At 67.0% G+C, this 12,465-nt stretch carries 11 protein-coding genes; 8 read left to right on the top strand and 3 right to left on the bottom strand.

What is annotated here, in order from left to right; all coding sequences use genetic code 11:
- Positions 1 to 4 precede the first annotated feature (4 nt).
- On the bottom strand, positions 5 to 1,303 hold the full coding sequence (locus tag DTS01S_RS00195) for a TRAP transporter large permease (RefSeq protein WP_016451794.1): 1,299 nt from the start codon (positions 1,301 to 1,303) through the stop codon (positions 5 to 7).
- Positions 1,300 to 1,839 (bottom strand): TRAP transporter small permease, encoded by a 540-nt coding sequence (locus DTS01S_RS00190; RefSeq protein WP_016450270.1) that lies wholly within the window; start codon positions 1,837 to 1,839, stop codon positions 1,300 to 1,302. Before DTS01S_RS00190 ends, DTS01S_RS00195 begins: the two co-directional genes overlap by 4 nt.
- Before the next feature lie 326 nt (positions 1,840 to 2,165).
- Between DTS01S_RS00190 and DTS01S_RS00185 the strand changes: the two genes are divergently transcribed.
- From DTS01S_RS00185 to DTS01S_RS00150, 8 genes are all read left to right on the top strand, one after another.
- Complete coding sequence (locus tag DTS01S_RS00185; RefSeq protein ID WP_016450271.1) at positions 2,166 to 3,101, top strand: LysR substrate-binding domain-containing protein; 936 nt, start codon at positions 2,166 to 2,168, stop codon at positions 3,099 to 3,101.
- A gap of 441 nt (positions 3,102 to 3,542) precedes the next feature.
- Positions 3,543 to 4,442: a transporter substrate-binding domain-containing protein gene (locus DTS01S_RS00180; protein ID WP_016450272.1), complete on the top strand. Its 900-nt coding sequence runs from the start codon at positions 3,543 to 3,545 to the stop codon at positions 4,440 to 4,442.
- Positions 4,443 to 4,555: 113 nt separating this feature from the next.
- Positions 4,556 to 5,308: an amino acid ABC transporter permease gene (locus DTS01S_RS00175; RefSeq protein ID WP_016450273.1), complete on the top strand. Its 753-nt coding sequence runs from the start codon at positions 4,556 to 4,558 to the stop codon at positions 5,306 to 5,308.
- 1 nt (position 5,309) lies between these two features.
- Positions 5,310 to 5,981 (top strand): amino acid ABC transporter permease, encoded by a 672-nt coding sequence (locus DTS01S_RS00170; RefSeq protein ID WP_016450274.1) that lies wholly within the window; start codon positions 5,310 to 5,312, stop codon positions 5,979 to 5,981.
- Between the two features lie 150 nt (positions 5,982 to 6,131).
- Positions 6,132 to 6,869 (top strand): amino acid ABC transporter ATP-binding protein, encoded by a 738-nt coding sequence (locus DTS01S_RS00165; protein WP_016450275.1) that lies wholly within the window; start codon positions 6,132 to 6,134, stop codon positions 6,867 to 6,869.
- Positions 6,870 to 7,058: 189 nt separating this feature from the next.
- Positions 7,059 to 7,670 (top strand): RNA polymerase sigma factor, encoded by a 612-nt coding sequence (locus DTS01S_RS00160; RefSeq protein WP_224986090.1) that lies wholly within the window; start codon positions 7,059 to 7,061, stop codon positions 7,668 to 7,670.
- Positions 7,667 to 8,713 (top strand): FecR family protein, encoded by a 1,047-nt coding sequence (locus DTS01S_RS00155; RefSeq protein ID WP_017405266.1) that lies wholly within the window; start codon positions 7,667 to 7,669, stop codon positions 8,711 to 8,713. The genes DTS01S_RS00160 and DTS01S_RS00155 overlap by 4 nt, the downstream gene beginning before the upstream one ends.
- A 360-nt stretch (positions 8,714 to 9,073) precedes the next feature.
- Complete coding sequence (locus DTS01S_RS00150) at positions 9,074 to 11,488, top strand: TonB-dependent siderophore receptor (RefSeq protein ID WP_016450278.1); 2,415 nt, start codon at positions 9,074 to 9,076, stop codon at positions 11,486 to 11,488.
- On the opposite strand, the gene DTS01S_RS00145 is transcribed toward DTS01S_RS00150, so the two are convergent.
- Positions 11,481 to 12,428, bottom strand: coding sequence for a MurR/RpiR family transcriptional regulator (locus tag DTS01S_RS00145; protein WP_016450279.1), 948 nt, complete (start codon positions 12,426 to 12,428; stop codon positions 11,481 to 11,483). The genes DTS01S_RS00150 and DTS01S_RS00145 overlap by 8 nt on opposite strands.
- Positions 12,429 to 12,465 lie beyond the last annotated feature (37 nt).

Genomic DNA, 12,465 nt, shown 5'->3' with positions numbered 1-12,465 from the left:
GAAATCAGTAGCCCAGGCGTGCTGGGAGCCAGAGAGCCAGCTGCGGGAAGGCGATCACGGCGATCATCACCAGGAACATGGCCAGCAGCATGGGGCCGACCCAGCGCACGGTGGACTCCATGCGCACGCCGGCGATGCGGCAGGACACCATCAGGTTCACGGCCAGCGGCGGCGTGAACTGGCCCAGCGCCACCTTGAGCGTGAGGATGACGCCGAACCACACCGGGTCCCAGTGGTAGTGCTGCATGATCGGCAGCAGCAGCGGCACGAAGATCAGGAAGATGGAGATGCCGTCCAGGAACATGCCCACGGTGATCAGCAGCAGGATCAGCAGCGCCATCACGCCGTACTCGCCCAGGCCCGATTCCACGATGGCCTTGGCCACCGGATCGATCACGCCCAGCGTGGACAGCGAGAACGCGAAGATGCCGGCCAGCGACACCACCAGCAGGATCACGGCCGACAGCTCGCCGGCCTCGCGCAGGATGGGATACAGGTCGCGCAGCGTGATGGTGCGGTGGATCACCATGCCCACGAACAGGCCGTAGAACACGGCCACCACGGCGGCCTCGGTAGGGGTGAACCAGCCGGCGCGCATGCCGCCCAGGATCAGCACCGGGGCGGCCAGGCCCCAGGAGGCCTCGCGCAGGCTACGCCAGAACGGCGGGCGCGGCATGGACGATTCCAGCGCACCCATCCTGTGCCTGCGCGACATCCACACGGCCGGAACGATCAGCGCCACGCCGGCCAGGATGCCGGGGATCATGCCGGCCGCAAACAGCGCCGGCACCGAGGCGCCGGGCACCAGCACCGAGTAGATGATGAAGGCCACGGACGGCGGGATCAGGATGTCGGTGGCCGCGGCCGCGCCCACCACGCTGGCCGAGAAGCTGCCGGGATAGCCGGCGCGGCTCATGGCCGCGATCATCACGCCGCCCACGGCAGCGGCATTGGCCGGGCCCGAGCCCGAGATGCCGCCCAGGAACATGGCCACGGCAATCGCCACCAGGGGCAGCATGCCGGGGCCACGGCCCACGATGGCCACGGCGAAGTTCACCAGGCGCAGCGCCACGCCAGAGCGGTCGAAGATCGAGCCCACGAGCACGAACATCGGAATCGCCAGCAGCGGGTACTTGCCCAGGCCGGCATAGAAGTTCTGCGGCACGGCCAGCAGGCCGAACCACTGCGTGTCGGGGCTGGCCAGCGCGATGGCGGCCGCCCCTGCCAGGCCCAGGGCCGCGCCGATGGGCACGCCCAGGAGCATCAGGCCCAGGAAGGCGATGAAGAGCAGGGTCGCGATCATGGCGCCTTCTCCTCGTCCACGAAGGCGCCGGGGCGCCCCTGGCGCAGGAACAGTTGCAGCGCGCGCAGCGTGATCAGCGCCGAGCAGATGGGCAGCCACATCGAATACCACCACTGCGGCACGCCGATGCCGGGCGAGGTTTCCTCGAAACGGTAGTCGTCCCAGACCACGCGCACGCTCAGTGCGGCGATCACCGCGAACAGCAGGGCCACCATCAGCGTGCCGAAGCGCGCCAGGCGCTTCCTGCGCAGGGCGCTGCCGCCTTCGGCGAAGTATTCGATGCGGATGTGGGCGTTGCGCGCCACGGCCGCCGAGCCCGCGACCATGGCCAGCAGGATCATCAGGAAGACCGAGATTTCCTCGGTCCACGCGAAGGACGAGGAGGTGAAGTAGCGCACCAGCACATTGGCGAAGGTGATCAGGGCCAGCAGGGCCATGATGACCACGGTGAGCCAGTCCTCGATGCGCAGCGAACGCGGCTCGTCCGGCTGGGAAGGCGTCTCAGCGGCGCCGTTTTCGGTGGGTGGGGATGACATGGACGCGGGGAGTCAGAAAATTACACATGGCGGGGCAGATGCAGTCACTGAGCTTCCTCGGCGTCGTGTGCCGGGGGCCGTGAGGAAAAAATGTCACATTGGGTAAATGCGGCGCAGCGCCATTATGTGCGCATACGAGCGCCGCATCAGATGGCGGTTTCCTCAGTGTGGCGGCCCATGCGGGACGTTGATACGGGCATGCCCGGCGTGGAGGCACCGAGGAAGGGCCGCCCCGCACCGAGGGTGCCGTCCCCCTCCCGGAGAGAGAGGGGGAAGCAGCGTAGCCGCTCAGGGGGTGCCTTCCATCACAGCGGATAATGGCGGGCATGGAAACCAAATGGCTAGAAGATTTCGTCAGCCTGGCTGAAACACGCAGTTTCAGCCGCTCCGCCCAACTGCGGCATGTGACGCAACCTGCGTTCTCGCGCCGCATCCAGGCACTGGAGGCCTGGGCCGGCACCGACCTTGTGGACCGCAGCTCCTACCCGACCCGGCTCACGCCGGCCGGCAAGACCATGTATGACCAGGCGCTGGAGATGCTGCAGTCGCTGCAGAGCACGCGCACCATGCTGCGGGCCCATGTCAGCGCGGGCAAGGGCATGGTGGGGTTTGCCGTGCCGCACACGCTGGCCTTCACCTTCTTCCCGAACTGGGTCTCCAGCGTGCAGGCCAAGTTCGGGCCGTTCCGCAGCCGGCTGTTCGCGCTCAACGTGCACGACGCCGTGATGCGCCTGGTCGAGGGCGGCTGCGACCTGCTGATCGCCTACTTCCATCCGTCCCAGCCCTTCCAGCTTGACCCGGCGCGCTACGAGATGGTCAGCCTGGGCCATGAGGTGCTCGCCCCCTACGCCAGGCCCGACGCCGACGGCCTGCCGCTGCACCAGCTGCCGGGCCGCCAGGGCCAGCCGCTGCCCTACCTGGGCTATGCGCCGGGCGCCTACCTGGGCCGCGTGACGGAACTCATCCTCAAGGAAGCGGCCGAGGCCGTGCACCTGGAACGCGTCTACGAGACCGACATGGCCGAAGGCCTCAAGGCCATGGCGCTGGAAGGCCATGGCGTGGCCTTTTTGCCATTCAGCGCCGTGCGCAACGAGCTGGAGGCCGGCCGCCTGGTCAGCGCCGCACCTGCCGGTGACGACGGTTTCCGCATGGACATGGAAGTGCGTGCCTACCGCGAAAAACCCACCAGCAAGGATGCGCCCCAGGGCGTGGCCGGCGCGCTGTGGAACTTCCTGCTGGAGCAGGGCGAGACCATCGGCTGACACGCCAGGCGGCACTCATGAAGACAAAGGGGCTCTCGAGCCCCTTTTTGCTGCACGCTGGTGCACGGCAAAGCCCGTCAAGAGACCGACTTGGTGCATGGGTTATGCCTAGGGTAAACACCTATTATGCATGGCATGCATAAGGGTTTCTGCAAACGGCATTGGCTGTGCTGCCACGCCTGGCATTAGAGTGCGCGCACAGCAGCCACGCCGTGTGCAGGCCCCCAGGCGCGCTGGATCGGGCAAAAAACGCGTGCCATGGCACGGCAGTTGCTTACCTGAATCTGGCTGACGTGCTGGAAAGCCCTAGCACGTGTCGGTGCTCCAGCACCGTGCGTGATTGCACAATATGTGTCACATCGTTGATAGTTCGAGCCAGCCCACAAGGCGACTCGACCGTTCTCATCAAGACCGTTTTCGTTCTCATCTCAGGAGACCCGTATGAAGAAGCATTTGTTGGCCATCGCCGTGACCGCCCTGGCTGCAGGCAGCGCTTTTGCGCAGGCTGGCGACACCCTGGCCAAGATCAAGTCCTCCGGCGCCGTGACGCTGGGCGTGCGTGAATCCTCCGGCCTGGGCTACACGCTGGGCAATGGCAAGTACGTGGGCTTCCACACCGAGATGGGCGAGCGCGTGCTGGCCGACATCCAGAAGCAGCTGGGCCTGGCCAAGCTGGACATCAAGTACCAGCCCGTCACCTCGCAGAACCGCATCCCCCTGGTGACCAATGGCACCGTGGACATCGAGTGCGGCTCCACCACCAACAGCCAGGCCCGTCAAAAGGATGTGGCCTTCGCCGTGACCACCTATGTGGAAGAAGTGCGCATCGCCGTCAAGGGCAACTCCGGCATCACCGGCATCAAGGACCTGAACGGCAAGACCATCGTCACGACGACGGGCACCACCTCGGTGCAGACCCTGCGCAAGAACAAGCGCGCCGACGGCCTGACCTTCAAGGAAGTCATGGGCAAGGACCACGCCGACAGCTTCCTGATGCTGGAAACCGGCCGTGCCGACGCCTTCATCATGGACGGCTCCATCCTGGCCGCCAACATCTCCAAGTCCAAGGCACCTGCCGACTACAAGATCGTCGGCGAAACCCTGTCGGTCGAGCCCATCGCCTGCATGCTGCGCAAGGACGACCCCGCCTTCAAGAAGGCCGTGGACGACTCCATCAAGCGCCAGATCGCCGACGGCTCGCTGGCCAAGCTCTATGACAAGTGGTTCATGCAGCCGATTCCCCCGGCCAACGTGAAGGTCGGCCTGCCGCTGTCCGACGCCACCAAGGACGCATGGGCCAACCCCAACGACAAGCCCATGGAGTCGTACGAAGTCAAGTAAGCACCAGCTGAATGCCGCCCCTTCTGCCATGCGGTTGGAAGGGGCGTTTTTTGTTGCGGCGCCGTTTTTGCCGGTAGTGCATTTTTCAAGAATCTGAATAAAGAGGTGCTCCTATGAGTTGGGATTGGCAGGTGTTCTGCCAGGACACCATTACCCAAGAGGTCGGTCAAAGCTGCTTCGGCAAGAACGGCGACATCACCTACCTCGACTGGATGCTGTCGGCCTGGGGCTGGACCATTTCCGTGTCGCTGCTGTCGCTGTTGATCGCATTGATCGTCGGCTCGCTGATCGGCACGCTGCGCACGCTGCCCGACCGGCCGTGGATCGTGCGGCTGGGCAATGCCTGGGTCGAACTGTTCCGCAATATTCCGCTGCTGGTCCACATCTTCATGTGGTACCACGTGGTGCCGTCCATCTTCCCTGCGCTGAAGTCCCTGCCGGGCTTCGTGCTCGTGGTGCTGGCGCTGGGCTTCTTCACCTCGGCGCGTATCGCCGAGCAGGTGCGTTCCGGCATCCAGGCGCTGCCGCGCGGCCAGCGGTACGCGGGCATGGCGCTGGGTTTCACCACGTTCCAGTACTACCGCTACGTGCTGCTGCCCATGGCGTTTCGCATCATCATTCCGCCGCTGACCAGCGAGACCATGAACGTGTTCAAGAACTCGTCCGTGGCGTTTGCCGTGTCCGTGGCCGAACTGACCATGTTCGCCATGCAGGCGCAGGAAGAGACTTCGCGCGGCATCGAGATCTACCTGGCCGTCACCGGCCTGTACGTGGTCTCCGCCTTTGCCATCAACCGCATCATGGCCTTCATCGAGAAGCGCTCGCGCGTCCCGGGCCTGATCGCTGCCAGCGGCGGAGGACACTGACATGAACCTGCAAATCGACTGGTCGTTCTTCACCTGGGACCTGTTCAGCAACTTCGTGCTGAAGGGCCTGTACTTCAGCCTGACGCTGACCGTCATCGCCACCATCGGCGGTGTGCTCTTCGGCACGCTGCTGGCGCTGATGCGCCTGTCGGGCAAGAAATGGCTCGATGTGCCCGCCACGCTCTACGTCAACGGCATGCGCTCCGTGCCGCTGGTGATGGTGATCCTGTGGTTCTTCCTGCTGATGCCGCTGATCATCGGGCGGCCCATCGGCGCCGAGGTCTCGGCCATCATCACCTTCATCGCCTTCGAGGCGGCCTACTTCAGCGAGATCATGCGCGCGGGCATCCAGTCCATCCCGCGCGGCCAGGTCTTCGCGGGCCAGGCCATGGGCATGACCTATGGGCAGAACATGCGCCTCGTGGTGCTGCCCCAGGCCTTCCGCAACATGCTGCCCGTGCTGCTGACGCAGACCATCATCCTGTTCCAGGACACCTCGCTGGTCTATGCCATCGGTGCCTACGACATGCTCAAGGGCTTCGAAGTGGCCGGCAAGAACTACGGCCGTCCCATCGAATCCTATCTGGCCGCTGGCGTGACCTACTTCGTGCTGTGCTATTCGCTGTCCTGGGCAGTGAAGCGCCTGCACAAAAAGATTGCCATCATTCGATGACACACCACCCCCTGAGTCGCTTCGCGCCTTCCCCCTTGAAGGGGGACGACGGCCTTGGCTGCGGGGCGGCCCTTGCTGGCCGTCCCGCCCCCATGACCGCGCCCCTTGTCGGCGCGGCGATGGACAACTGACACGAGTCGGAGTGAACCAATGATTGAACTCAAGAACGTTTCCAAGTGGTACGGCAGCTTTCAAGTGCTGACCGACTGCTCCACCAACATCCAGAAGGGTGAGGTCGTGGTGGTCTGCGGCCCGTCGGGCTCGGGCAAGTCCACGCTGATCAAGACCATCAACGCGCTGGAGCCCTTCCAGAAGGGCGAGATCTTCGTGGACGGCGTGGCCGTGCACGATCCCAAGACCAACCTGCCCAAGCTGCGCAGCCGCGTGGGCATGGTGTTCCAGCACTTCGAGCTGTTCCCGCACCTGTCGGTGACCGAGAACCTGACCATTGCCCAGGTCAAGGTGCTGGGCCGCAGCGCGGACGACGCCAGGAAGCGCGGCCTCAAGATGCTGGACCGCGTGGGCCTGACGGCGCACAAGGACAAGTTCCCGGGCCAGCTGTCGGGCGGCCAGCAGCAGCGCGTGGCCATTGCGCGCGCGCTGTCCATGGACCCCATCGTGATGCTGTTCGACGAACCCACCTCCGCGCTGGACCCCGAAATGGTCGGCGAAGTGCTGGACGTGATGATCGGCCTGGCCAACGAAGGCATGACCATGATGTGCGTGACCCACGAAATGGGCTTTGCGCGCAAGGTGGCCAGCCGCGTGATCTTCATGGACGTGGGCGGCAAGATCCTGGAGGACTGCTCCAAGGACGAATTCTTCGGCAACCCGGAAGCGCGCCAGCCCCGGACCAAGGAATTCCTCAACAAGATCCTGCAGCACTGAACCGGTGCGGCCCTTGCGGGCACGGCAATCAAGGGGCGCTTCGGCGCCCCTTTTTTGTGGCCGCGGAGAGACGATGATGAGAATCGTTCTCGATACAATCGCCGGCTCAGCTGTTTGCACCGTGCTCCAGATCCTGCCCCCATTTCCCCGCCACCGGACAATTTCCACGTCCGCCGTGCCATGCCTGCCATGAAGCGCGACGACGCCCCGGGAGAGCCCGGTGGCCATTCCCGCAGTCTCTACACCCGCTGGCGCAAGCCGCTGCAGCGCATGCTGGCGCGGTACTTCAAGAGCCCGGCCGATATCGAGGATGCCTCCCAGGAAGTCTTCGTGCGCATGCTGTCGGCCGACAAGCGCCTGCCTGTGGACGAAGAGCGGCCCTATCTGCATCAGGTCGTGCGCAGCGTGGCGGCCTTCGCGCACCGCACGGCGCCGCAGCAGGCCGGTGTGCGGCTGGTGTCCGTGGAGGATTGCCGCGACGAGGTCGAGGCCCTGCCGGCCCGCGACGGAGCCGACCATGCGCTGGACGATGAGCGCCGCCAGCGCCTGGCCCGGCTGCGCGATGCCCTGAACGAGCTGCCCGAGCGCCAGCGCCAGGCCTTCGTGCTGCACCGCGTGCAGGAACTGACGCTGGAGCAGACGGCCGAGCGCATGGACATCACCGTGCGCATGGTCTCTCGCCACCTGAGCCGGGCACTGTCCTATTGCGAGATCCGCGTACGCTACGCCAGCGCCGAGCAAATGCGTGCCCTGCTGCGCGCAGACGAGCAGCGGCCGGGCGCCGCAGAGAACACACGATGAGCAACGAACTTCCCCCGGGCGTTTCGCCGCAGGAGCTGGTGGGGCTGCATGACAGGGCGGCCGACTGGTTCGTGCGCCGCCAGCAGCCGGACTGGACGGGCGCCGATGAGCGTGCGCTGGATGCGTGGCTGGGCGCCCACCCGCTGCACCGCAGCATCTTCGAAGGCATGTCGCGCCACTGGCATGGCGCGCCACAGCTCAGGGAATTGTTTCCCGATGAGTTCGGCGCAGCGGTGCCGCCCGCCGCGCCTGCCGTCTGCGCGGCACCAGCGGCCGTGCCGCCGCGCCAGCGCGTTCTTGCCCGCTGGCCCGGCCGCCCTGCGGCGGCCCTGTCCGTGCTGGCGGTGGTCTCGCTGCTGGCCTGGGGTGGCTGGTACCGCTGGGACCACACGCCAGGCTATACGCTGCAGGCCCGCACGGCGCCCGGGCAGACGCAGAGCATCGAGCTGCCCGATGGCTCGCGCGTGGCCCTCAACGTGGACAGCGAACTCCAGGTGCGCTACTACCCGCGCCGCCGCGAGGTGGTGCTGGATCGGGGCGAGGCCTTCTTCGAGGTCACGCCCGGCCCGGACAGGCCCTTCACCGTGGACTCCGGCGCCAGCCGCGTCCGGGTGGTGGGCACCGCGTTCAATGTGCGCGCCGGGCCGCCGCGGCTGGTGGTGAAGGTGCTGGAGGGCAAGGTGCAACTGCGGCCCGAGCGAGACCGGGCCGGGGGCGATGTCCTGCTGCTGGCGGCAGGCGCGGGCGTGGCTGTGGACGGCGCCGGCCGGCACAGCACCGTGGTGGCCGATGCGGACAGCGTGGGCGACTGGCGCACGGGCCAGGTGCGCTTCAGCGGCACGCCGCTGGCGGAGGTGGCGCAGGAGCTGTCGCGCTATCTGGGTGCGCCCGTGGAGCTGGGCGACGAGTCGCTGGGCCGCCTGCGTGTCTCGGGCCTGCTGGCCACGGCCGCGCCCGAGCGCTTTGTGCGCGCGCTGCCGGCCTTGATTGCGGTGCGCGTGCAGCCGCGCAGCGGCGGAGGTTGGCTGATCGTGCGGGGATGAATCGAAGGACGGGAAACAATTTGTTTCAAACTGACGGCCAACCCCAGGTTCCAGCTTTGCACCGGTTTTGGCTTCTATAGGGGCAGGGGCGTGGATTTTCCAGGCCCGCACGGCTGCCAGCCAAGGACCACCGAGGGCGCTCGTCCCTCACGCCCCAGCCAACGGCCGCAACACCTGACGCGCATGCGCGGGTGGGCTGGCATGGCTTGTCCGGCGCGGTTCCTGATCGCCCGCGACGGCTGCCTGCGGCCTGCCCGTCGCGTGCCCGTGCAACGGCACAGCAACGGAGTGGCAATGAGAGCGCAAGAAGCAGCAGGCAGGGAATTCGCAGGCAGGGGCACACATGCCCGACGCAGGAACATGAAGGAGCAGGGCGCCGGCCCGCAGGCCAGTCCGCGCCTGCTGGCGTGGCTGGTGGCCGGTGCCGTGGCCGGCATGGGCGCCGCGCCGTCCGCCCGTGCGCAACAGCTTCAGCAGCCGGCCGCCTCTTCACCGATGCCGTCATCCGGACAGCGGCTGGCCTTTGACCAGCCGGCCCAGCCGCTGATCAACGCGCTGCGCGCCTTTGGCCGCCAGACCCAGTTCCAGGTGCTGTACGACGAAGCCGTGCTGGGCGGCCGCCAGGCGCCGGCCCTCCGGGGCAGCTTCACGCCGCAGGAGGCCATGGACCGGCTGTTGGCCGGCACCGGCGTGACCGCGCACAGCACCGAGCAGGGCACGTTCACGCTGCGAAAGGCGCCTGCGCCTGAGCCTGCGCCGCAGGCGTCGGCGGGCACCACGCTGTCCACGGTCAACGTGACCTCGCAGCGCATGGCCGCGCCGGGCAGCTACGTGGGCAGCGGCAGGAGCGCCAGCACCAAGCTGGACACGCCGCTGATCGAGACGCCGCGCTCCATCTCCATCGTCACCCAGGAGCAGCTGCAGAACCAGGCGCCCAAGAGCATCGAGCAGGCCCTGTCGTACACGGCCGGCGTGTCCACCGAAGTCACGGGCGCGGACCTGCGCATGACGGGCGCCATCATCCGGGGGTTCAGCGATGGCAGCTCCTACTACAAGGACGGGCTGCGGCAGTTCTCGGCCGGCACCTATGGTTCGTGGAACGACGAGATCGACGAGCTGGACAGCATCGAGGTCATCAAGGGCCCGGCCTCCGTGCTCTTTGGCCAGGGGCGGCCGGGCGGCGTGATCAACGTGGTCTCCAAGAAACCCGAGGCCGACCATGTGAACAGCGTGGGCCTGTCCTATGGCCGCTACCAGCGCGCCCAGGCCACGGCCGATCTGGGCGGCGCGCTGGATGCCTCGGGCGACCTGCTGTACCGGCTCAACCTCAAGGCGCGTGACAGCGACGGACGCACCGTGGGCTCGCGCGATGACCGCATCTCCATCGCGCCCTCGCTGCGCTGGAACCTCTCCGGCCGCACCCACCTGACCGTGCTGGGCAGCTACTCGCGCGAGCGCGGCACGCCCAAGTCCTGGTGGCCCAGCCTGTTCACCTACCCGCAGATCAAGGACCTGCCTGCGCACCTGACCGCCGGCGACCCGTCCTTCGACCGCTTCGACCGAGACACGCGATCGCTGGGCTACGAGTTCTCGCACCAGACCGACAGCGGCTGGCAGCTCACGCAGAACCTGCGCTACTCCACCATCGACATCGATTACCGCCATATCTACGCCATGGACGTGCTGGCCGACGGCCGAAGCGTCTCGCGCGCCAGCCTGGCCCAGCGCACCAAGGGCCGCACGCTGGCGCTGGACACCCGCCTGCACAAGGACCTGCGATGGGGCGGGCTGCAGCACCGGCTGGCCTTTGGCATGGACCATGTGAAGTACAGGGAGCGCGGCGGCCTGGGCTTTGGCTGGGATGTGCCCGACCTGGACATGCTCGACCCTGCCTATGGCCAGTCCATCGCCTATCCAGAGCTGGAGGACAGCCGCACGGACCTGCGCCAGACCGGCATCTACACCCTCAACCAGTTCAAGTGGGACCGCTGGGTGGCCAATCTCAGCCTGCGCCATGACCAGGCGCGCACCACGCAGAACAGCAGCACCCAGCCGCGCATGAGCGACAGCGCCACCACCGGCAGCGCGGGCCTGCTCTACCTGTTCGACAGCGGCTGGGCGCCCTATGCGAGCTATGCGACCTCCTTCGATCCGGTCACGGGCCTGCAGTACGACGGCAATCCGTTCGAGCCCCGGCGCGGCAAGCAGTACGAGGCGGGCGTGAAGTACCAGCCTCCGGGAAGCACCTCGCTGATCACGGCCTCGGTCTTCGACCTGCGCCAGACCAACGTCACCACGCTGGACCCCGACCACCCGCGCTTCAGCATCCAGACGGGCGAGGTGCGCTCCACGGGGCTGGAGCTGGAAGGCCGCTTCGCGCTCACGCGCGAGCTGAACGCGCTGGCCAGCTACACCTACCTGGACCCGCGCACCACGCAGAGCAACCGGCCCGCCGAAATCGGCCGCCAGACCATACAGACCACACGCCACATGGCCAGCCTGTGGCTGGACTACCGCCCGCGCGCGGTGCCGGGCCTGATGGTGGCCGGCGGCCTGCGCTACAAGGGTCGCTCTCCCTACAACGTGGCGGCGGACGGCACGCTGAACATCAACGACTCCGCCACGCTGGCCGACCTGGCGCTGGCCTACGAGACGCCGCAGTACCGCATCGCGCTAAACATCAACAACCTGTTCAACCGCAAGTACTTCGCAGGCATCTTCCGCGGCGTGGATCGCGAGGCCACGCTGAGCTTCAAGTACTACTGGTCTATGTAGAAGACCTGCGCGCGGGTGGCTTGCGCGCGGCGCGAGCCGGCCCGCGCGGCTCGGGCGTCCTGATCAGCTGGTGGTTGAACTCCCTCCACAGCGCGTCGCGCCGGGCCAGCGCCTCGGACACATCGGCATGGCGCAACTGGGCCACGGCCGAGACCAGGGCATTGCACAGGTAGAAGGCGGCCGTGTAGGAGTGAAAGGGCGAGGCATTGGCCGTGCGCACCTGCAGCCAGTGGTGGGCCACGGTGGCCAGGGGGGCCGTGGGGCTGTCGGTGATGGCCAGCACCCGGGCGCCGGCTTCCGAAAATCGCTGCGCCACCTCGTAGGTGCCGCGTGAATACTGGCTGACGCTGAAGGCCAGCAGCGTGTCGGTGGGGCCTACCCACAGCAGCTGGTCGGCCGGGGCGATGGCGCCTGCATCCAGCTGCTGCACGCCGGGGCGGCACATGTTCAGGTGCAGGGCCAGCCAGGCGGAGACCGGCGAGCTGTTGAGCTGGGCCAGCACGAACACCCGGCCCTCGTCCTGCGCGAGCTGCCGGGCCATGGCCTCGAAGGCCGCCATGTCCAGCCCTTCGCGCGTGGATTGGATGTTGTGCTGGTCGTGCAGCAGTGCATCGTCCACGCACTCGCTCAGGCTGCGCTGCGCGCCCAGCAGCACGGGCGCGCGCTGGGCAGCCGTCTGCAGCAGCGCCGTCACCTCGCCGCGCGCCTCGCGCTGGGCCTCGGCATAGCTGGCATAGCCGAGCTTGGCGAACAGGCGCACCACGGTCGAGGCGCTGGTGCCTGTGCGCGCTGCCAGGGCGGTGGCCGATTCCAGCAGCGCATGCGGATAGTCGCTGCCCAGGGTCTGGGCCAGCGTCTGCTCGCTGGCCGTCAGTTCCGCGCCCTGCTGCGCCAGGCGCTGCGGCAGCAGCAGCGCGGCTTTTTGCAATGGTGATTTCATGTTTTTCTTGTATATGCAACGTGTGTTGCAAAATAGG

It is taken from the genome of Delftia tsuruhatensis NBRC 16741, from assembly GCF_001571325.1.
Taxonomy (GTDB): Bacteria; Pseudomonadota; Gammaproteobacteria; order Burkholderiales; family Burkholderiaceae_C; genus Comamonas; species Comamonas tsuruhatensis.
This window is presented reverse-complemented; position numbering and strand designations above follow the sequence as displayed.